Raw genomic sequence first — 20,335 nt, 5'->3', positions numbered from 1 at the left:
GCTTCATGCTGCGCTTGATCTCAGCCGATCTCTAGGAAAGGCTTGCCGAGCAGGTCGGGCACGACATCGATGCCGAGGCCGGGCCCGTCGGGAATGCCCATGTGGCTGCCGGTGACCGGTGGGGCGTTGGAGGCCGTGCGCACCGTCACCCACTCATGGAAGGCGATGGCGTGCAGCCGGCGTTCTTCCGGCGTCGACAGCGACAGATGCGCCATCGCCGCCGTGTCGATCTCGGCGCCGCCCGTATCCTCGACGGTGATCATGAAACCGAGATCGACGGCGACGTCGCGGATTTGCCTTGTCCTGGTTACGCCGCCCAGCCGCGAAATCTTCAGCGTCAGCCCATCGGCGGCGCCGAGGCGATGGATTTCCAGCATCGCCTCGAGCGAGATGACGCTCTCGTCCAGCACCATCGGCTTGTCGAGCATGCGGCGCACCGACATGTTCTCCTCGATCGTCGTGCAGGGCTGCTCGAACGTGTAGTCGATGCCGCGCGTGGCATCGGCGAACTGCCGCGCCTGGTAGGGTGTCCAGCCGGCATTGGCGTCGCAGAAAATCACCGTGCCTTTCGGCACGGCCGAAGCGACTGCGCTCACCCGGTCGATGTCGTCATGCACATTGCCGCCCACCTTGACCTGCAGCCGCCGGCAGCCTTCCGCGATGATCCTTTTGGCCAGTGCCGCCATCTGGTCGAGCGTGCCGTGGGTGACGACGCGGTAGGTCTCCGCCATGTCGCTCTCGCGGCCGCCAAGCATGGTCACCAGCGGCACGTCGGCGGCCCGGGCCGCCAGATCCCAGCAGGCCATGTCGAGCGCCGACTTGATGTAGGGATGGCCCTTGAACACCGTATCCATCAATCGGCCGATGCCGGCGAGGCCACGCGGGTCCTGGCCGATCAGGTGCGGCGCGATCTCGACCACGCCCGCGCGCGTTCCCGCCGGAAAGGCGGCCGAATAGAAATTGCCGAGCGGCGCCATCTCGCCCCAGCCGGTTACGCCGCTGTCGGAGGTGATTGCGACGATCACCGCATCGAAGCAGTCTGCAACCCGCCCCTTGGACATGCGGTAGGGCCCGTCCACGAAGGGCTGCACGACGCGATAGGCCTTGATGGTTTTGATCTGCACTTGTCTGTCCGTTGTCTCTAGGCGTTGAGGAGGGTCAGTCCTTCGATGTTCCGCTGATCGAGGCCACGCGCATAGGCAAGCAGCTCTTCGAAATCGAGGTCGATATGCTCGCGCGCATGGCGCTGGGCAGCGCGCATGTCGGCGCCCTTCAAGAGCCGCACATAGGTTTCGTGGAGATCTTCGGCCGGCACCGGCTCGTTGCGGGCCTGCTGGTGCAGGGCAAAGTACATCTGCAGCCGGCTGGTCAGCCGCTGCCAGGTTTCCAGCAGCACCGAATTGTCGGCCCATTCATAGATCAGCCCGTGCAATTGCAGTGCGGTCTCGATCTGGCGGGTGGTGTCGCGCGCGCGCGTTGCCTGCTTCACCGCTTCGTGGCGGCGGTCGAGTTCATCGAAGAAGCGCTGGTCGCGCAGCTTCCATGTCCGCTCGATGGCGAATTCATCGAGCACCTTGTTCAGCGAGTAGGCGTCGTCAATGTCCTTGGCGGTGACATCGATGACGAAGGTGCCGGCATAGGGAATGCTGGTCAGGATGCCTTCCTGCACCAGCTCGCGCATAGCTTCGCGCAAAGGCGCGCGGCTGACCCGCATCTGCTCGGCGATCCTCAGCTCGCTCAGCTTTTGGCCGGGTTCCAGCTGGCCGATCAGGATCGCCCGCCGCAACAGCGCAACGATCTCGGCTCGGCGTGTCGTATCCGCGATCGGATTGAAGTCCAGCTTGGCCATTCCGTCACTCCAGTGAGAGCCGGAAACAGACAAGCAGATTGTCGACAATCCTACAATATGTCTGTTCCGGATTCTTGTGCCTTGCGGTTACTCCAAAAACGGCGTGCGGCGCTCCATAAAAAAACGGCGCCCTCGGCGTGGAAGCCGAAGGCGCCGCAGGACCGGGGCTGATGGGGGTTATCAGCTGGCCGGTTTCTCCTGGGGCAACGGCGAGATCGGCATTCCTGGTCCGATCTTCTGCAGATTGCCCGTTATCACCTGGTCGCCTTCGGCAACGCCGCTGAGGACCGCCACAAGGTCGCCGCTGGTCGCGCCAAGCGAGACGATGCGCTGGTCGACCGTGTTGCCCTTGCCGACGACATAGACATATTTGCCGAGCTGGCTCGAACCCAGCGCCACCTGCGGCACCATCAGCGCGTCGGGCAGCTGCTTGATGTGCAGCCGCACGCGGACATACTGGCCCGGCAGCAGCGAGAACTTCGCATTGCCGATGGTGGCGCGCGCCGTAATCGTGCCGGTCGAGTGGTCGACCGTGTTGTCGATGAAGGTGAGTTCGCCCTTCTGGCTGGCTTCGGTCTCGCCGGGCAGCAGCACCTCGACCTCGATCGGGCCGGCGGCCCGGGCCCGTTCGATTTCGGCCAGGTCCGTCTCGCTCGGATTGAAGGTGACGTAGATCGGGTCGAGCTGCACCAGCGTGTTCAGCACCGTCCCGGCGACGCTGACCAGCGTGCCGACCGAAGCCTGGTTGCGGCCGACGCGGCCGGCAAACGGAGCGTGGATTTCGGCGTAGCTCAAATTGAGCTCGGCCGTCCGCACCGCCGCCTGGTTGACGGCAAGCGACGCTTCGGCCTGACGCAAGGTGCTCGTGCGCTGGTCGAACCCATCCTTGGCCAGATAACCGCTCTTGGCGAGTTCGGAGCCGCGGCCGAGATTGGAGCGTGCATAGTCGAGGCTCGCCTGGTCGCGCTGCACTTCGGCCTTGGCCTGGTCGAGAGCCGCCTTGAAGTCGTCGGGCGAGATCTTGTAGAGCAGATCACCCTGGCGCACATCCGCGCCGTCCTCAGCCGTCTGCTCCTGCAGATAACCGGGCACGCGGGCCTGCAAGGTGACGCTGCGGATCGCCTCGATGCGGGCGGCGTAGTCGAGATAGATCGGGATCGTCTTCTTGACCACGCTCGTCACCGGCACCGGCATAACGAATGCCGCAGGTGCTGCCGTCGCTGCCGCCGTGCCGGCATTGAGGCTGAGATTGCCCATGTCGAGGAAGTGGACGCTTGCCACCGAGATCGCTCCCAGGGCGACGGCCGTTCCCAAAGCTATTTTCCATTTACGCATTTTGGTCTCCAATTCTATTCGGCTGCTTCGGCCAGGCGCATCGGCGCTGGTTCGGCAGTCGGTTCATTATTGTCCTGGTCATGAGCAGCGTTCGGTTCGCTGCGCACGCGGCCTTCGCGCAGCTGTTCGATGACCGCGTAGAAGACTGGCACGAACACCAGCGACAGGATGGTCGCCGCGACCATGCCGCCAAACACGGTGGTGCCGATCGACTGCCGGCTTGCCGCACCCGCACCCGTCGCAAACATCAGCGGCAGCACGCCGAGGATGAAGGCGAAGGCCGTCATCAGGATCGGCCGCAGCCTCAGCCGCGCGGCTTCCATTGCCGCGTCGACAATGCTCAGTCCCTCCTCGCGCCGCCGCCTTGCAAACTCGACGATCAGGATCGCGTTCTTGGCGGCGAGGCCGATCAGCATGACGAAGCCGATCTGCGAGTAGACGTCGATCTGCATGCCGCGCAAGAACAGGGCTGCGAAGGCGCCGAACAGGGCCAGTGGCACCGCCAGCAGCACCATGAACGGCATCGCCCAGCTCTCATACTGCATCGCCAGGATCAGGAAGACGAAGACGATGGCGAGGCCGAAGACGACCGACGCTATCGATCCTGCCTTGAGCTCCTGGAAGGTGATGCCGGTCCATTCGAAACCGAAATCCCTGGGCAAAGCGGTGGCGGCGGCCCGTTCCATCGCGGCAACCGCCTGGCCCGACGAGAAGCCGGGGGCTGCGCCGCCATTGATCGTGGCCGAGGCGTTGTTGTTGTAGTGCGGCACGGTTTCCGGGCCGACGAACGGCACCAGTTTGCCCAGTGTGCTCAGCGGCACCATGCCGCCGGAGGCGTTGCGCACATAGAGCCGCGAAAGGTCGCCTGCGTCGGCACGTGCATCCTTGTCGGCCTGGATGGTCACCCGGAAGGTGCGGCCGAACAGGTTGAAGTCGTTGACGTAGAGCGAGCCGAGATAGATCTGCAGCGTGTTGAAGACGTCGGGCAGGTTGAGGCCGAGCAGTTTGGCCTTGCTGCGGTCGAGGTCGTAGTTGAACTGCGGCGTCGAGGTCGAGAACGGCGAGAACAGCTGCTGCGGATTGATTTCCGGCTGCTTGCGCGCCTCGGCGATCACGGCTTGCGTCGCGTCGTTGAGGGCTGAACTGCCGCGCCCGGTGAGATCCTCGACGACGAATTCGAAGCCGCCCGTGGTGCCGATACCCGGGATCGAAGGCGGATCGAAGGACAGCGCGAAGGCTTCCGGAATCTGCATCAGCTTGCCGCGCACGTCGGCGACGAGCTTCGACGCGCTCTGGTCGGGGCCGCGCTCTTCCCACGGCTTCAGGATGGCGAACTCGACAGCCGAGTTCGACTGCGCGGCACTGGTCAGGAAGTTCAGGCCGCTGATCGAGCCGACAATCTCGACGCCGGGCGTAGCTTGGAGGATGTCGCGCGCCTTCTGGGCCACCGCGTCAGTGCGTTCCAGCGAGGCGCCGTCAGGCAGCTGGATGACGACGAAGAAGTAACCCTGGTCCTCGACCGGAAGGAAGGTCGAGGGCAGCTTCTGCCAGACGAAGTAGGTGGCGACCAGGCCGGCCGCGAACAGACCGAGCATGATCCAGCGCAGCCGGATGAGGATGCGTACGCCATGGGCATAGGCATGCGACAGCCTATCGAAACCCGTGTTGAACCAGCGGAACGGGGCGAACTGCGTCTCCCCGCGATGGCGCAGGAAGGCGGCACTCAGCGCCGGGCTGAGCGTCAGCGAGTTGAAGGCGGATATGCCGACCGAAATCGCCACCGTCAGCGCGAACTGATTGTAGAGCTTGCCGGAGACGCCGGGAATGAAGGCGACGGGCACGAAGACGGCCATCAGCACCGCGGTGGTGGCGATGATCGGTCCGGTGACCTCGGCCATCGCGGCCTTGGTCGCCGCCAGCGGTTTGAGGCCCGCCTCCAATTGTCGCTCGACATTCTCGACCACCACGATGGCGTCGTCGACGACGAGGCCGATGGCCAGCACCATGCCGAGCAGGGAGAGCATGTTGAGCGAGAAGCCCATCATTTCCATGACCACCATCGTCGCCACCAGCGACACCGGAATGGCGATGGTCGGGATGATCGTCGTGCGCCAGCTCTGCAGGAAGATGAACACCACGGCCACGACCAGCACCAGCGCTTCGCCAAGCGTGATCAGCACGTCATGCATCGATGCCGACACGAAGCGCGTGGTGTCGTAGTGCATGGCGTAGCTGACGCCCTTGGGAAAACGGGCCGACAGTTCCTGCATCTTGTCCTTGACGTGCTGCTGCAGATCGAGCGCGTTGGAACCCGGCATCTGGTAGACGGCGAGCACCACCGTCGGGTCCTTGCCGAAGAAGGCCGACGACGAATATTGCAGCGCGCCGAGCTCGATGCGGGCGACGTCGCGGAGCCGCACCAGCGAGCCGGTGCCGGTGTTGGCGCGCACGACGATGTCGCCGAACTCCTTGGGGTCGCTCAGGCGGCCGACGGCGTTGACCTGCATCTCGAAGGCGGTGCCGGCGGGCGCCGGCGACTGGCCGATCTTGCCGGCGGCCACCTGGACGTTCTGTTCCGAGATGGCATTCTGGACGTCGACGGCGGTGATGCCAAGATTGGCGAGCTTGTCCGGGTCGAGCCAGACGCGCATCGAGTAGCGGCGCTCGCCGAATATCTGGACGTCGCCGACGCCAGGCAGCCGCTTCAGCGGATCGACGACCTGCAGATAGGCGAGGTTGCTCAGCGCCACCGGATCGACCGAACTGTCGGGCGAGGTCAGGTTGACGATGAGGACGAAATTTGGGTTCTGCTTCTTGATCGTCACGCCGCCCTGGTTGACGATCGCCGGCAGCGAGGAGGCCGCTTGCGAGACGCGGTTCTGGACGTCGACGGCCGCGGTGCTCAAGGAATAGCCGACATCGAAGGTGATGGTGATGGTCGAGGAGCCGTCATTGGAGCTCGACGACGACATGTAGGTCATGCCTTCGACGCCGTTGATCTGCTGCTCCAGCGGCGTCGTCACCGTATCGGCGACCACTTGCGCGCTGGCGCCCGGATAATGCGCGCTGACCACGACCTGCGGCGGCGTGATGTCGGGAAACTGCGAAACCGGCAAAAGGAAATAACAAATCGTCCCGGCGAGCACCATGATGATGGCGATGGCCGAGGCGAAGATCGGACGATGGATGAAAAAATTTACCACGACACGCAAACCTCTTTAGAAGAACCGGCCTCTTTAAAAGAATTGGCAGACCGGGACAGCCGCCGGCCGCGCACCGAACCCGGGTCTTGCAAAAAATACGAAGACGGCGCCGCGCCGCTGAGGCCCTGCTCATCGGCAACGGTCCTCAGCATCGCTTCGAAGGCGCGCGGATTGACGCGGTCCGCTTTCATCACCAGCCGGATCATCGGATCCCGGATGGCTTCATCGATGGTCAAATCCTTGCGCTGCGACATTGGAGCGTCTCCATTCCAGCGGCCCGCATCGGACGATCGCGAACCGGTTTTCATCTCTTCACCGGCCGGAGCCGCATGACCTGCAATTTTCACCCTTTGTGATCTGGCAGGACCAGTTCACGGCCTTGTTATTGACGGAAGGCCACATAGGTGTTACCAGTAAGTAACATTCGGATAGTTACAGACCGGTAACACCCTAGTCAAGAGGTGAACCGAATTTTTAGGGAGACTGCGATGGCAGACGGCATTACCGATCGCGTGCGCCCCCGGGACCGAATCCTGGAGACGGCGCAGGACATGTTTCACAAGCATGGCATCAAGGGCGTCGGTGTCGACGCCATCACGGAAGCCGCCGGCACCAACAAGATGACGCTCTACCGTCATTTTGAGTCCAAGGACGAACTGATCGTCCAATGCCTGCGCGCGTCGGCGGCTAAAGGCGCCGCGATGTGGGACCAATTCGAGGCTGAGCATCCCGGCGACAAGCTCGCTCAGTTGCATGCCTGGATTCGCATGGCCGCTGCTTGCCTGGCGGCTGACGGTCGCGGCTGCGACATGGCCAATGCCGCCGCCGAATTGACCGAGCCGGACCATCCCGCCAGGAGCGTGATCAAGGAGCTCAAGAGCGCTCAGCGCGATCGCCTCGTTGCGCTGTGCCGGGATGCGGGCATCGGTCAGGCCGAGCTTCTGGCCGATACGCTGTCGCTGCTGTTCGAAGGGGCGCGCGTCAGCGTGCAGACCATGGGCTGCCAAGGCCCCAGCACGCAGTTCGTGCGCATGGCTGAAGGCCTGATCAGCTCTTTCAGGGCGCGCTGAATTCCAGCTTTCGGAGTTGAGGAGTCCCCATCCGGCGGGGTGGCTTTTGGCTATTCTCCGAACTTGCCAGTCAACTCTAATTTAGATTCATTTGAGAATGAAAAAAGCCCGCTGCCGGGAGGAGGTGGCAGCGGGCTCGATTTCGAGCGAGATGCGGGAGGAGGTGCACCGCGCTCAGCGTCGGCATCGCATCTGGGAGGAGTAGATGGCCGACACCCAGATGAGTACGGGTTGCCCAATGATTCGGCAAGAATGAAAGTTGCATGGCTGCTGTGCAGATTTGCGGCATCTGCCCGACTTGTCATACAAATCGGAAAAACCGCCACGGCGCGAAATCACTGCACCGGCACGTTTTCCTTGAAGATCAGCCGTGGCTCGATGAACTTCTTCGTCAGGTAGGGCGCGGCGGACGCGATCGAGCCGAGCAGGCGGATCACAGATTGCTCCGCGATCAGCCGCGCATTCTGGTCGATGACGACATCGGCGAGGTCGTCAACGAGATAGCCGCGCGTTTCCTTGGTCAGGTCGTGGCAGATGAAGACCGGCTTCTTCTTTGGCTTGGCCTCAAGCAGCGCTCTCGCCACACCTGAGCGCCCGGCGCCGACGCAGTAGATGCCGAGCAGTTCCGGCTCGTTGTGCAGCGCCTGCATCGTTGCGGTGTAGCTGCCCTCCGGTTCGTCATTGATCTCGACCGCACTCGAGACCGTGAGATTGGGGAATTCCTCTGTCAGCACCGACCGAAAGCCCATCTCGCGCTCCTCGTGCCCGCGATAGGAACGCGAGCCGACGACCATCGCCAGATGACCCTGGCGGCCATTGAGGAAGCGCCCCATCAACAGCGCCGCCGTGCGTCCGGCAACCCGGTTGTCGATGCCGACATAGGCCGAACGCGGGGCGGCTGGAACGTCGGAGACCAGCGTGACAAGGCGGATGCCTGCCTCGACCACATCGCGCAATATGTTGCGCGTTCGCGGATGATCGACGGCAATGACGCCGACGCCATTGGCCTTCAGCGACAGATTTTCAACCGCCGCCTGCAGCGCTGCCGGCGAGATGCCGCCGAGATTGTGGATCCGGCACGAGGCGACCAGCGGCAGGCGCCCCGCATAGTCCTCGATGTGCCCGGCGAGGTCGATCATGAAACCGTTGGCGCCGATCGGCAGGAAGAATTCAAGATGCGCCGGCCGCGACGGCAGCGTCACCTGATCGACCACCGGCAAATAGCCGAGCTGCTTGGCCGCCTCCATCACCCGTTGGCGGTTGGCGGCGCTCGCGCCGGCCCGGTTGTTCAGAACCCGGTCGACGGTCGCGGTCGACAGGCCGCAGCTCCTGGCTATGTCGGCAACGGTGGCTTTCATGGCTGTAGTCATAGAGCATGATCCCGAAAAGTGGGAACCGGTTTTCTCGGACAAACGGGAACCGTTTTGTCAAAAGGTCATGCTCTACAACGAGTTAGAGCGGATGCGTTTCCGTGCCAGACGGCGCGAAGACGGTTCAGCCGTGCGATGGCCCGCCTTCGATGATGGCGTCGCGGATCTCCTTGTCCGACATCCCGGTGATGATGCGTTCGACCTCGGCCACGCTGGTCTTCTTCGGGTCGATGTCGTCGGCCACCACCTTGCCCCGGCGCATGACGACGATGCGGTCAACCACCTGGAAGACATGGTGGATGTTGTGGGCGATGAAGATGCAGGAATGCCCGGAATCGCGCGCGTTGCGCACGAAGCTCAGCACGCCTTGCGTCTCGGCGACGCCGAGATTGTTGGTCGGCTCGTCGAGGATGATCAGGTCGCTGTCGAAGTGCATGGCGCGCGCGATGGCGACGGCCTGCCGCTCGCCGCCGGACAGGGAGCCGATCGGCGTCGTCGGCGGGATGTTCTTGGAGATGCCGACCTGTTTCAGCAGGTCGCGCGCGACATTGTTCATCGCCTCCTGGTCCATGCGGTTCAAAAAGCGCGGCGGTTTGATCGGCTCGCGGCCGAGGAACAGGTTGCGCGCGATCGACAGCTGCGTCACCAGTGCCGAATCCTGGTAGATCGTCTCGATGCCGTGCGCGATGGCGTCGCTGGTGCTGCGCAGATTGACCTTCTTGCCGCGGATGAAAATGTCGCCGCTGGTCAGCGGCACCGCCCCCGACAACACCTTGATCAGCGTCGATTTGCCGGCGCCATTGTCGCCGAGCAGGCCGACGATCTCCCTTTCGTTGACATGAAAATTGGCGTCTTCGAGCGCCTGCACGCGCCCGTAGGACTTTTTGATGTTGGACATGCGGATGAGCGGTTCAGCCATGGTTCTAGGTCCCTGCCTGATGCCGGCGTTCCAGCCATGAGTGCAGCGCCATCATGCCGAGGATGATGGCGCCGATGAAGATGTTGTAGGCCAGCCCGGGCACGCCGATCAGCACGATGCCGTTGCGCATGACGCGCAGGATGAGGATGCCGAGCACGGTGCCGATGATGGTGCCGCGCCCACCGGTCAGCGCCGTGCCGCCGATCACCACCATGGCGATGACTTCGAGCTCGTAGCCGGTGCCGCTGTTGGGGTTGGCGGCCGACGTGCGCAGCGACGAGATGACGCCGGCAAGCGAAGCCATCACCGACGACAGCACGAACAGGCCGATCTTGACGCCGCTGACGTTGACGCCGCGCGCCCTTGCGGCGCCTGGATTGCCGCCGGCTGCCTGGATCCAGTTGCCGGTCCGGCTTTGCGTCAGCACGTAGCCCAGTGCGATGGCCGCCGCGATGAACCAGAAGAGCGACATGTAGATGCGGAACGGGCCGATGAAGAAATCACCGACCAGCGCTTCGGCCAGCCAGCTGCCCTCGGCGCTCCACGTCCGCTGCGGAAAGCCGTCGGTGACGAACAGCGCGGTGCCGCGCACCACCAGCAGCATGCCGAGCGTCACCAGGAAGGATGGGATTTTCAACTGCGTGACGAACCAGCCATTGACCAGGCCGATGAAGGCGGCGATCAGCAGCGCGGCGAGGAAGCCGACCTCCAGCGAGGTCAGACCGCTGTTGAACAGCGTCCACATCAGCACCGGCGAAAAGCCGAACAGCGAGCCGACCGACAGGTCGAATTCACCCGACGTCATCAACAGCGTCATCGCCAGCGCGATCAGCCCGAGCTCGACGGTGAAGGCCAGCGTGTTGGAGATGTTCTGCGGCGACAGGAAATCGTGGTTGATGCTCCAGAACACCGCGATTTCGACGATGAGCAGAACGAAGGGCCCGAATTCCGGCCTCGCGATCAGGCGTTGGATGAGCGAACGGTTTTCCACTGATAACCCGCGACAGGAAGGGAAAGGCTGAAACCTCGCACGTCGTGCGAAGGGTTCGGCGAAAAAGGAAAAAGACAGTCGCGACCGCGGCTGCGGCCGCGACTGTTGAAGGTCTGGGTTATTTACCGGACAGGATGTCGTCGTAGACCTGCGCGGTGTCCTTTTCATAGAGCGCGCCGGTGATGACGTTGAAGCCCGGGGGAATGCCTGACGCCGCCATGTTGGCCAGCGACAGAGCGACATAGCTGGTCGCCTGCGGGTCCTGCCACTGGCCGGCATTGACGTAGCCGGTCAGCACTTCCTGGGTGGTGTCGAGCGAGTTGCCCCAGCCGACGACCGGGATTTCGCCCGGCTTGATGCCGGCCTGGTCGAACACCCGCTTGATCGAGCCGGTGACCAGATCGCCGAGGCCGATGATTGCCTTGACCTTGGCCTTGTTGGCGGTGAGATAGTCGACCATGCGGTTGATGGCTTCGGCCTGGTCGAGGGTCGCTTCGGTGATCTCATAGGTGATCCCCAGCGGTTCGAAGACGCTCTTGATGCCTTCCTCTTCCTGGACGCCGTAGGTGGCGCCGGGGATTTCGACCGGCATCCAGACGAAGTCGCCCTTCTTCACCAGGCCCTTGTCGACCAGATATTGCGCCCAGTGCTTGCCGAAGGTGACGTTGTCGCCGCCGACATAGGCGTCGAAGCTTGCCTTGGGATCGGGCGTGTTGAAGTTGATGATCGGGATCTTGGCCGTGTTGGCTTCCTTGGCGATTTCGATCAGGCTGCCCGGATCGGGGCTGGTGGTGACGATGCCGTCGGCCTTGGCCGAGATCGCGGCGCGCACGGCCTCCTGCTGCGAGGCAACGTCGCCATTGTGGAACGAGGTGTTGACGGTGTTGCCGGTGTCCTTCGCCCATTGCTTGGCGCCGGCCAGGAAGTAGGTCCAGACCGGGTCGGCCGGGCCGCCATGCGAAATCCAGTAGAACGTCTTGGCCTGTGCCGCCGCCGGAACGGCCAGCGCCACAATCAAGCCAAGCACGAGTAATCGTAGCCTCGTCAGCATTTGCTTTCCTCCCATGTTGAAAAACGACCTCCACGTCCGGCGATGATCCGGGCGATGCCCTTGATCCTCTCCTCCTGCCAGCGCCGACCCGGATGCGCAGAGCATCTTCTTTTGCGGCCGATGGCAAGCCTCCATCCGCTCAATGGATGGTGGCGCGATGCAACGCGCCATCAGCGATCCCATCAGATCGCATCAGTTAGAGAGCAATTCCAGGAAAAGTGTGAAAACGGTTTTCCGCCCGGAATTGCGTCAAACCAAGAGATAGAGATATTCCCCGGCAAGCAGGCGGGGCTCAAACTCAGGCGCGCGGATTTTCCTGAAAGCGCTCGGCCTGGCGGTTGCGCAGCACCTTGGCCAGCCGGTCGAGCGCGAGCGCCAGCACCATCACCGCGCCGATCACGAAGGGGCTCCATGCGGCGTCGATGCCGAACAGGGTAACGCCGCTCAAGATGACCTGGACGATCAGCATGCCGATCACCGCACCGAAGACGGTGCCGCGCCCGCCGGAAAGCGAGGTGCCGCCGATGATCGCCGCGGCAATCGCCATCAGCACGAAACCGCCGCCTTGGTCGACGTCGGTAACGGGAGAGCCAAGCCACAGCGCGCCCGCCAGCCCCGAGACGACGCCCATCAGCACCAGCGTCTGCAGCCGCACAGCACCTGTCGGGATGCCGGCATAGAGCGCCGCCTGCGGATTGCTGCCGACGGCCTGGATCCGGTAGCCGAAGCGGCTGCGGTGAAGCACGAGGTGCATCACCACCGCCATTGCGACGAAGACAAAGACAGCCGTCGGCACAAGGCCGAACAGCTTGCCGTGAACGATCTCAAAGAAGTCGCCGCCTGGGCTGGCCGGAGCTGTCGCTTGCATCTTGACGGCCACCGCCGCCAGGCCCCGGAACATTGCAAAGGTGCCCAGCGTAACGACGATGGCCGGCAGTCGCAGCGCCACCACCAGCAGGCCGTTGACGAGGCCGAGCCCGGCGCCGAGCAGCACGCCGGCAAGGGCGGCAAGCCACGGGTCGATGCCGGTGGCCAGAAGGAATGCGGTGAGAAGGGCCGCGAGATGGAATATCCAGCCGACGGAAAGGTCGATCTCGCGGAGTGCGAGCACGAACACCATGCCGATCGCCAGCATGCCGGGATACGCAGCGGTTTCCAGCAACGACAGCACATTGGCCTCATCGAGGAAATCCGGCCGGGCAAAGCCTGTAATCGCCACCAGGACAACGAGCCCGATGAGCGGCCTGAGTTCGACGGGCAGGCGAAGGCTGCGCTTCGGGTGGGCAGCCGAACCGGCAAGCTGTAGCATGGGATCCAATCGTGTCATGCCATGGCTCCCACGAGTTTCTTTTTCGGCCGCTCCGCCTCCGGCATCTCGCCGGTGGTGGTCAGTTGCAGCACTGTCCTTCGCTTCATCTCGGCGCCGGACAGCTCGCCGGCGACCCGGCCGCGGTGGAAGACAAGGACGCGGTTGCTGAGGTTGGTCAGTTCGGACGGCTCGACCGAACGCAGCAAAACGATACAGCCATTGGCTGCCATCTGCCGGATCAGCGCATAGATCTTGCGCTTGGCAGCCGCCTCGATACCGCCAGCCGGATTGTCTAGGAGCAGCACTTGCGGCGCCGTCTCCAGCCATTTGGCGACTACGATCTTCTGCTGATCGCCGGCCAGCAGCGAATTCACCGGCGCGTCCGGCAGGCCCTTGATGCGCAGCGCATCGATGTGCCTTGCGGCGGCGGCGATCGCGGCCTTGGGCGAGTAGCGGCGCGACCCCCAGTTGCGGGCGCCGGTAGCGATGTTGTCTATGTTGAAGGCCAGCGACCGGTCGGGCATCAGGCCGTTGCACAGGCGGTTGGCCGGCACCAGGCCGATGCCGCGCCGCGCCGCTTCGGTCGGATTTCCAGGCAAGCCGTAGCCGTCGGGGAGCCGCACCCTGCCGCTTTGCGCCTTGCGCAGGCCAAACAGCATCTCGAACAGGTGTTCAACGCCTGACCCCTCAAGCCCGGCCAAGCCGAGGATCTCGCCGGAGCGGGCGGTGAAGCTGACGCCGGAAATCCGGCCGCCGCTCAGACCCTCCACCGTGATCCGCGGCTTTATCGTGCTGGCATTGGCCGGCAGTGCAGGCGGGAACAGGCTGCCGCGCTGCTGGCCGATCATGGCGTCGATCACATCGGCTTCGCTCAACGCCGAGCGCCCACTTGTCAGCACGTCACGGCCGTTGCGCATCACGGTGACCTGGTCTGCGATCGCAAACACATCCTCCAGCCGGTGCGAGACATAGAGCACGCTCGTGCCCTTGGCCTTGAGGTCACTTAGTACGGTGAACAGGTGCTCGGTCTGGCGCCGGTCGAGCGCAGAATTCGGTTCATCGAGGATCAGCAGCCTCGGGCCTTCCAGAATTGCGCGGCCGAGTTCGACATATTGCCGTTCGCCCATGCCGAGTTGTCCCACAGGAGCGTGGACATCGACGTCGAGCTTGAGTTGCCGAAGCAAGGTGCGGCTGCGTGCCTCCATCTCGCGCCTGGAGACGAAGCCATTGCGCAACGGCTCGCGATTGACGAACAGATTGGCCAGCACCGAGCGGTCGGCAAACAGGCCGAGCCCCTGGTGGACGACGCCGAAGCTGTGCTTGCGTGCAGCGATCGGGCTGTCGACGGTGACGATCTGGTCGCCGACGCGGATGGTGCCGCTGTTGGGCCGGAGCACGCCGGCAAGCACCTTCACCAGCGTCGACTTTCCGGCGCCGCTTTCACCGACGACAGCATGGATGGTCCCCTGTCCGACAGACAGGTTCATATCCCTGAGCGCGACAACGCCGCCATAACGCATGGCGAGATTGCGCACCGATATCATCGGCAAACCGAGCATGCGATTCGGCCCCCACAGACCGCGCCCCGATCCTGGAGCGAATTTCCGATACAGTCACCCGGATTCCGCTAACAAACGGCTTACAGGGACCGGATACGAACGTTTATCGGCTATCCGTTCGTCCCGCTGCTCCGAAATCAGATCAGGTCGGCCTTGGCGAGGTCCCGCATGAGATGGCTGGCGCCGTAGGTCCAGTGCGGGCAATCGGGCGACAGAAGCACGCGGTTCACCAGCGCGCCGAATTTCTCCGACGAGATGGTGACGATGTCGCCGATCTTGTGGGTGAATCCCTTGCCCTTCTCGCCGCGATCCTTCGACGGCACGAACATGGTGCCGAGATAAAGCGCCAAGCCGTCGGGATACTGGTGGTGCGGCCCCATGGCGGCCGCGACCAGCTCTTCGGGCGAACGGCTGATCTCGGCCATCGAGCTCGCGCCCTCCAGCGAAAACCCGTCCTCGCCCTCGACCTTCAGCCGCACAGTGGCGCGCTTGACATCGTCGATGGAAAAGCTTGCGTCGAACAACCGGATGAAGGGCCCAAGCGAGGCCGAGGCATTGTTGTCCTTGGCCTTGCCGAGCAGCAGCGCCGAGCGTCCCTCGACGTCGCGCAGATTGACGTCGTTGCCGATGGTGGCGCCGACGATCCTGCCGGTGCTGGCGGCGATCATGGCGATCTCCGGCTCGGGGTTGTTCCAGGTGGAGACAGGATGCAGCCCGACATCGGCACCGAAGCCGACGGACGCCATCGGCTGGCATTTGGTAAAGATCTCGGCGTCGGGGCCGATGCCGACTTCCAGATATTGCGACCAGGCGCCGCGCTGGATGAGCTTGGCCTTGATCTCCATCGCCTCAGGCGAGCCGGGCTTCAGCTTCGACAGATCGTGGCCGATCAGCCCGGCAATGTCGGCGCGGATGGCGTCGGCCTTTTCCGCCGAACCGCGCGCCTGCTCCTCGATGACGCGTTCGAGCAGGCTGACCACGAAGGTCACGCCCGACGCCTTCACCGCCTGCAGGTCGACAGGCGAGACCAGATAGGGTTTTGCCGGGTCGCGGGTGGCCTGAAAACTGTTGGCGGCGATCGCGTCGAGCGAGCCGATCGGTTCGCCCTTGGCAGAGCGCACGTGTCCGGCCGGATCGGCCATCTCGCAGATGTCGCGCACTGTGGGTGCGGTGGTCGAGGTGATGTCGAAAACGATGCCGTCGCGCACGGTGACCACCAGCGGATGCGAGGCATCGCTTGCCCTGGCTCGGCCGATGAAGAGCCCGTCGGCGGGAAGCTGCGTTGGGTTCGTCATGGCTTACGGTCCTTTGATGATCGGGATGGCAGCTGGGCCGCGGCACTTTCACCGGATTCACGCCAAAGGTCTATCCCGTGGCAGGCAATTGTCGGTTCTGAGGCCCGCTCTTTCAAAAAAATGAAACTGGTACTAGAATTTTCATTTTTCCGCATACTCCAGGTGAAGCCTTGCCCGTACCGTTTTCCGTTCCGATCTGGCAGAAGCCGCAGACCGCATCCGCCTTCCAGTCGCTCGTCACTGCGCCGGTCGACGTTGCAATCGTCGGCGGCGGCTTCATGGGCCTGTCGACCGCCTTGCACGCGGCCCGGCTCGGTCTCGGTGTACAGGTGCTGGAGGCCGGCGAGATCGGCCAGGGCGCCTCGGGCCTCAATGGCGGTCAGGTCATTCCCGGCCTGAAATACGATCCCGAATGGCTGCTTGAGCATTTCGGCCCCGAGCGTGGCCAGGCGCTGGTCGATTTCGCCGCCTCGACGGCGGATACGGTGTTCGACTTCATTCGTGACGAGAAGCTGGCGGTGCCGTTCACCCGCAAGGGCTGGATCCAGGCCGCACATACCGAAACCGCATTGAAAGCGGCGGCGAACAGGGATCGTCAATGGCGGGCGCGTGGCGCCGATGTCCGGCTTCTGAATGAAAGCGAGATCGCCGATATGACCGGAGCGCAAGGCTATCTCGGCGGCTGGCTCGACCGCCGCGCCGGCATCATCGATCCGCTCGCCTATACAGTGGAACTGGCGCGCATCGCCGCCGCCGCCGGCGCCAGCATTGCCGAGCGGCAGAAGGTGGTGAAACTCCGCAAGGAGGCCGGCCTTTGGCGTGTCTCAACCGAAAGCGGCGCCGAGGTGCGGGCGAAAGCGGTTGTCCTGGCGACGAACGCCTATACCGATGGACTGCTTCCGGGCCTCGCGGAAACGATCGTGCCGCTGCATTCCTTCCAGGTCGCGACCGCGCCGCTGTCATCCAACCTTGCGGCGACGATCCTGCCGGAAGGGCAGGCGGTGTCCGACTCCAGGCGCATTCTCGTCTACTACCGCAAAACAGCCGACGGCCATCTGGTGCTTGGCGGCCGCGGCCGCATGGCGCGGCCGAGGAGCGAGGCCGACTGGGCGCATCTGCAGCGCGCGCTGGTGCGGCTCTATCCGGCGCTCTCCGATGTCGTCATCGAGAAGCGCTGGTTCGGCCGCGTGGCGATGACACCGGATCACCTGCCGCACATCCATGAGCCGGAAAAGGGCCTGCTCGCCGTGGTTGGTTGCCAGGGCAGGGGCGTCGGCCTGATGACCGCGCTGGGAAAACGCATGGCGGGCTACCTCGCGGGCGGCGATGTCAATCAATTGCCGTTCCCGCTGTCGCCGGTCCGGCCGATCCCGTTCCACGCCTTCCGCCAGGTCGGCGTCGCCGCGACCATCGCCTGGTACCGGATGCTCGACGCCTTCGAGCGCTGATTGGGTGCCGGTCGCCTAGGCCTCGTGGATTCAGCTTGACAGTTTCACAAATATGAAAAAAGCTAAGCCGATTTCATATTTCCGTTGAGCAGTCCGATGTCGAGCATCGTTGCAACAGAAGCGCCGGCAGGGTCGTCCCGAGGCTTCCGCTTCGCCATGTTGCTGCCGGGCGGGCTGGTCACCTTGTTCCTGATCCTGTTTGCCCTTGGCCTTGTGCTCTTCCTCTCACTTCGCGGCAATGACGGTTCGCTGCTCGGCGCCGGCTTCACGGCAGGCAACTTCATCACCGTGGTCTCCGATCCGCTCTACTGGACGGTGACGCTGCGCTCGCTGGTGATCGCCGGCCTGGTGACGCTGGCGACCGTCGTCACCGCCTATCCCGTCGCCTACTATCTCGCTTTCTATGCCGGCCGCCGCCGCAGCCTGCTTTTGTTTCTGGTGACCCTGCCGTTCTGGACCAGCTATCTCCTGCGCGTCTTCGCCTGGAAGATCGTGCTCGCCTACAACGGCGTCTTGAACTCGGCGCTGATCGAAAGCGGCATCTGGTCGGAGCCGACGCTGGCCTTCCTCAACACGCCGGCGGCGGTGGTCGTCACGCTGGCGCATGCCTATGCGCCCTTCGCCATCCTGCCGATCTATGTGGCGCTGGACACCATCCCGAAATCACTGCTCGAAGCCGCCTCCGATCTCGGCGCCAGACCGTTCACGGCGTTTCGCCGCGTCGTCTTGCCCAATTCGATGCCGGGCGTTCTGGCGGCCGCCCTCGTCGTCTTTGTGCCGACGGTCGGCGACTATGTCACCCCGGCCATGGTCGGCGGTCCCGCCAGCACCATGATCGGCACATTGATCCAGTCGCAGTTCGGCAAGGCCAATGACTGGCCGTTCGGGGCGGCACTTTCAGTCTGCGTGATGCTGGTCATCCTCTGCGTGGTGCTGGTCGCACGCGGCGCCGACCGCAGATTCGGCAGCCGCACATGAGCGCCGCGCGGAGAGATGATGGCCGCGGCTGGCTCGGCGTCTATGTGCTTGCCTATCTCGTCTTCCTCTATCTGCCGGTGCTGTTGATCCCGCTGTTTTCCTTCAACAACTCCATCCAGGCCGCGTTTCCGCTGCAGGGCTTCACGCTCGAATGGTATGCCACGCTCTATGGCAATCCGGCGCTGTCCGGCGCGCTTTTGAACAGTCTCGTCATTGGCGTCGTGGCCGCCGCCGGCGCCACGCTCTGCGGCATCACCGTCTCCTATATGGACCTCTACGGTCGTTCGCCGCTCGCCGCCACCATCAGCGCCATCTCCAGGCTGCCGATCCTGATCCCCGGCGTCATCGTCGGCATATCGTTGCTGATCCTCGTCAATCTCATCGGCCTCGGCCCGTCGCGCATCGCCATCGTTCTCGGCCACATACTGGTGGCGCTGCCGACCACCGTGGTGATCATGCGCAGCCGGTTTGCCGCATTTCCGAAAACCATTCGCGAGGCCGCACTCGATCTCGGCGCTTCCGACTGGACGACCTTCCGGCGGGTGATGTTGCCGCTCTCGCTGCCGGCCATCGTCTCGGCCTTCATGCTGGCCTTTCTGATTTCCTTCGACGAGTTCATCGTCGTCTTCTTCCTCGCCGGCACCGAGCCGACGCTGCCGCTCTACATCTGGAGCCAACTGCGTTTTCCTCGCTCGCTGCCGACCGTGATGGCGCTGGGGACAGCTATCCTTGCTGTGTCAGTCATCATCGCCGGCATCGCCGAAATCCTGCGCCATCGCGGGCTGAGCACAGCCCGTCGGACGGCGCCCACCAGTCCAGCCTGAACCATAACAAAAGAGGAGAACCGAAATGGCATTCGACCCGAAATCAATTACTGGGCTGAAATCGATCACTGGCCCGAAATCGATCACTGCAAAGACAGCCCGCACCGGGCTTGCCGCGCTTGCAATCGTCCTGTCGTCGACTGTCGCCTTCGCCGCCGACAAGCTGCAATATTTCACTTGGTCCGGCTATGAACTGCCAGACTTCAACAAGAGCTTCCTGACGGCCCATCCCGATGGCGTCGAGGCCTCGATCTTCGGCGACGACGACGATGCCTTCACCAAGGTCAAGGCCGGCTTCCGCCCCGATATCGCCCATCCCTGCTACGACAAGGTGGCGCGCTGGAACAAGGAAGGCCTGCTGCAGCCGATCGATACCAAGCGCATCAAGAACTGGGATTCGATCTTCCCGGTGTTCAAGAACCTGCCCGACATCCAGGCCGGCGACGGCAAGGTCTGGATGGTGCCGTGGGATTGGGGCAACACCTCGATCCTCTACCGCACCGATCTGGTGAAGAACCCGGAAGCGAGCTGGAACCTTCTGTGGGACAAGCAATATGCCGGCCGCATGGCGACCATCGATGCCGTGCATGACACGCCGATCGTTGCAGCACTTCTGGCCGGCGTAAACCCCTTCGATATGACGCCGGAGCAGATGGACAAGGTGGCGGAAAAATTGCGCGAGCAGCGTCCGCTGCTCTCCAACTACACCACCGACATGACCTCGGTCGAACAGGCGCTGGCCAGCGGCCAGCTGGTCGCCGCCATGACCTGGAACGCGTCGGCAACCTCGCTGAAGAAGCAGGGCGTGCCGGTCGAGTTCATGAAGCCGAAGGAGGGCATGCTGACCTGGGCCTGCGGCTTCGTCATGCTCAAGGACGCCAAAAACGTCGACCTCGCCTATGACTTCATCAACAGCCGGCTCGACGCCGACTCGGGTAAGTACCTGATCCAGGCCTACGGCTATGGCAGCTCGCTGAGCACCGCCTTCGCCGGCGTGGCGAAGGACGAACTGGACAAGCTGCAATTGCCGGCGGACCCGGAGGTGATGCTGAAGACCACCATCTTCACCGGCCCGATGAAGCAGAACGACGATGTGGCGAAGATGTTCGAGAAAGTGAAGGCGGGCGGCTGAGG

The 20,335-nt window shown here is 63.6% G+C and carries 17 protein-coding genes; 5 read left to right on the top strand and 12 right to left on the bottom strand.

The features are described from left to right. Window positions 1-20: 20 nt before the first annotated feature. From NKI96_RS06350 to NKI96_RS06330, 5 genes are all read right to left on the bottom strand, one after another. The gene (locus tag NKI96_RS06350) at window positions 21-1,124 is read right to left on the bottom strand and encodes a mandelate racemase/muconate lactonizing enzyme family protein (RefSeq protein WP_023726373.1); all 1,104 of its coding nucleotides are present in this window, start codon (window positions 1,122-1,124) and stop codon (window positions 21-23) included. A gap of 17 nt (window positions 1,125-1,141) precedes the next feature. Further along, window positions 1,142-1,849, bottom strand: coding sequence for a GntR family transcriptional regulator (locus NKI96_RS06345; protein WP_023726374.1), 708 nt, complete (start codon window positions 1,847-1,849; stop codon window positions 1,142-1,144). A 180-nt stretch (window positions 1,850-2,029) separates the two neighbouring features. Further along, window positions 2,030-3,184: an efflux RND transporter periplasmic adaptor subunit gene (locus NKI96_RS06340; protein ID WP_023804343.1), complete on the bottom strand. Its 1,155-nt coding sequence runs from the start codon at window positions 3,182-3,184 to the stop codon at window positions 2,030-2,032. Window positions 3,185-3,198: 14 nt separating this feature from the next. After that, window positions 3,199-6,387 (bottom strand): efflux RND transporter permease subunit, encoded by a 3,189-nt coding sequence (locus tag NKI96_RS06335; protein ID WP_023687080.1) that lies wholly within the window; start codon window positions 6,385-6,387, stop codon window positions 3,199-3,201. Next, a complete protein-coding gene (locus NKI96_RS06330; RefSeq protein ID WP_023692134.1) occupies window positions 6,381-6,641 on the bottom strand; it encodes a hypothetical protein in 261 nt (86 codons plus the stop codon). The genes NKI96_RS06335 and NKI96_RS06330 overlap by 7 nt, the downstream gene beginning before the upstream one ends. Window positions 6,642-6,875: 234 nt before the next feature. Here NKI96_RS06330 and NKI96_RS06325 point away from each other — a divergent pair, with 234 nt between their 5' ends. Next, a complete protein-coding gene (locus tag NKI96_RS06325; protein WP_023668517.1) occupies window positions 6,876-7,457 on the top strand; it encodes a TetR/AcrR family transcriptional regulator in 582 nt (193 codons plus the stop codon). A 335-nt stretch (window positions 7,458-7,792) separates the two neighbouring features. On the opposite strand, the gene NKI96_RS06320 is transcribed toward NKI96_RS06325, so the two are convergent. The 7 genes from NKI96_RS06320 to NKI96_RS06290 form a co-directional block, all read right to left on the bottom strand. Beyond that, the gene (locus NKI96_RS06320; RefSeq protein ID WP_023668516.1) at window positions 7,793-8,815 is read right to left on the bottom strand and encodes a LacI family DNA-binding transcriptional regulator; all 1,023 of its coding nucleotides are present in this window, start codon (window positions 8,813-8,815) and stop codon (window positions 7,793-7,795) included. A gap of 136 nt (window positions 8,816-8,951) precedes the next feature. Continuing rightward, on the bottom strand, window positions 8,952-9,746 hold the full coding sequence (locus tag NKI96_RS06315) for an ATP-binding cassette domain-containing protein (RefSeq protein WP_023668515.1): 795 nt from the start codon (window positions 9,744-9,746) through the stop codon (window positions 8,952-8,954). A gap of 4 nt (window positions 9,747-9,750) precedes the next feature. Continuing rightward, the gene (locus NKI96_RS06310; RefSeq protein ID WP_023668514.1) at window positions 9,751-10,737 is read right to left on the bottom strand and encodes an ABC transporter permease; all 987 of its coding nucleotides are present in this window, start codon (window positions 10,735-10,737) and stop codon (window positions 9,751-9,753) included. A 118-nt stretch (window positions 10,738-10,855) separates the two neighbouring features. Further along, a complete protein-coding gene (locus NKI96_RS06305; RefSeq protein ID WP_023687083.1) occupies window positions 10,856-11,788 on the bottom strand; it encodes a substrate-binding domain-containing protein in 933 nt (310 codons plus the stop codon). A 298-nt stretch (window positions 11,789-12,086) separates the two neighbouring features. Continuing rightward, window positions 12,087-13,115: an ABC transporter permease gene (locus NKI96_RS06300; RefSeq protein ID WP_352803362.1), complete on the bottom strand. Its 1,029-nt coding sequence runs from the start codon at window positions 13,113-13,115 to the stop codon at window positions 12,087-12,089. After that, window positions 13,112-14,656 carry a sugar ABC transporter ATP-binding protein gene (locus NKI96_RS06295; RefSeq protein WP_050589115.1) on the bottom strand — a complete coding sequence of 515 codons (1,545 nt, stop codon included), beginning with the start codon at window positions 14,654-14,656 and terminating at the stop codon, window positions 13,112-13,114. Before NKI96_RS06295 ends, NKI96_RS06300 begins: the two co-directional genes overlap by 4 nt. Window positions 14,657-14,793: 137 nt before the next feature. Next, window positions 14,794-15,951, bottom strand: coding sequence for a fumarylacetoacetate hydrolase family protein (locus NKI96_RS06290; protein WP_023821002.1), 1,158 nt, complete (start codon window positions 15,949-15,951; stop codon window positions 14,794-14,796). 170 nt (window positions 15,952-16,121) lie between these two features. On the opposite strand from NKI96_RS06290, the gene NKI96_RS06285 reads away from it, so the two are divergent. The 4 genes from NKI96_RS06285 to NKI96_RS06270 all read left to right on the top strand — a co-directional run bounded on the left by NKI96_RS06285 (window position 16,122) and on the right by NKI96_RS06270 (window position 20,333). Continuing rightward, a complete protein-coding gene (locus tag NKI96_RS06285) occupies window positions 16,122-17,399 on the top strand; it encodes an NAD(P)/FAD-dependent oxidoreductase (RefSeq protein ID WP_352803359.1) in 1,278 nt (425 codons plus the stop codon). 96 nt (window positions 17,400-17,495) lie between these two features. Then, complete coding sequence (locus tag NKI96_RS06280; protein ID WP_352738482.1) at window positions 17,496-18,377, top strand: ABC transporter permease; 882 nt, start codon at window positions 17,496-17,498, stop codon at window positions 18,375-18,377. Then, window positions 18,374-19,201 carry an ABC transporter permease gene (locus NKI96_RS06275; RefSeq protein ID WP_502900249.1) on the top strand — a complete coding sequence of 276 codons (828 nt, stop codon included), beginning with the start codon at window positions 18,374-18,376 and terminating at the stop codon, window positions 19,199-19,201. The genes NKI96_RS06280 and NKI96_RS06275 overlap by 4 nt, the downstream gene beginning before the upstream one ends. 25 nt (window positions 19,202-19,226) lie before the next feature. Then, window positions 19,227-20,333 carry an ABC transporter substrate-binding protein gene (locus NKI96_RS06270; protein WP_023668506.1) on the top strand — a complete coding sequence of 369 codons (1,107 nt, stop codon included), beginning with the start codon at window positions 19,227-19,229 and terminating at the stop codon, window positions 20,331-20,333. The last annotated feature ends 2 nt before the right edge of the window (window positions 20,334-20,335 follow it).

Origin of the sequence: Mesorhizobium sp. M0292 (assembly GCF_040321695.1) — a bacterium.
Lineage (GTDB): Bacteria > Pseudomonadota > Alphaproteobacteria > Rhizobiales > Rhizobiaceae > Mesorhizobium.
This window is presented reverse-complemented; position numbering and strand designations above follow the sequence as displayed.

What these genes read in the sequence shown, in the direction of transcription:
- NKI96_RS06340 (WP_023804343.1), bottom strand. Translation starts at nt 3,184, where the DNA reads ATGCGTAAATGGAAAATAGCTTTGGGAACGGCCGTCGCCCTGGGAGCG.
- NKI96_RS06345 (WP_023726374.1), bottom strand. Translation starts at nt 1,849, where the DNA reads ATGGCCAAGCTGGACTTCAATCCGATCGCGGATACGACACGCCGAGCC.
- NKI96_RS06295 (WP_050589115.1), bottom strand. Translation starts at nt 14,656, where the DNA reads ATGCTCGGTTTGCCGATGATATCGGTGCGCAATCTCGCCATGCGTTAT.
- NKI96_RS06280 (WP_352738482.1), top strand. Translation starts at nt 17,496, where the DNA reads ATGTCGAGCATCGTTGCAACAGAAGCGCCGGCAGGGTCGTCCCGAGGC.
- NKI96_RS06305 (WP_023687083.1), bottom strand. Translation starts at nt 11,788, where the DNA reads ATGCTGACGAGGCTACGATTACTCGTGCTTGGCTTGATTGTGGCGCTG.
- NKI96_RS06330 (WP_023692134.1), bottom strand. Translation starts at nt 6,641, where the DNA reads ATGTCGCAGCGCAAGGATTTGACCATCGATGAAGCCATCCGGGATCCG.
- NKI96_RS06290 (WP_023821002.1), bottom strand. Translation starts at nt 15,951, where the DNA reads ATGACGAACCCAACGCAGCTTCCCGCCGACGGGCTCTTCATCGGCCGA.
- NKI96_RS06275 (WP_502900249.1), top strand. Translation starts at nt 18,374, where the DNA reads ATGAGCGCCGCGCGGAGAGATGATGGCCGCGGCTGGCTCGGCGTCTAT.
- NKI96_RS06300 (WP_352803362.1), bottom strand. Translation starts at nt 13,115, where the DNA reads ATGACACGATTGGATCCCATGCTACAGCTTGCCGGTTCGGCTGCCCAC.
- NKI96_RS06320 (WP_023668516.1), bottom strand. Translation starts at nt 8,815, where the DNA reads ATGAAAGCCACCGTTGCCGACATAGCCAGGAGCTGCGGCCTGTCGACC.
- NKI96_RS06270 (WP_023668506.1), top strand. Translation starts at nt 19,227, where the DNA reads ATGGCATTCGACCCGAAATCAATTACTGGGCTGAAATCGATCACTGGC.
- NKI96_RS06315 (WP_023668515.1), bottom strand. Translation starts at nt 9,746, where the DNA reads ATGGCTGAACCGCTCATCCGCATGTCCAACATCAAAAAGTCCTACGGG.
- NKI96_RS06325 (WP_023668517.1), top strand. Translation starts at nt 6,876, where the DNA reads ATGGCAGACGGCATTACCGATCGCGTGCGCCCCCGGGACCGAATCCTG.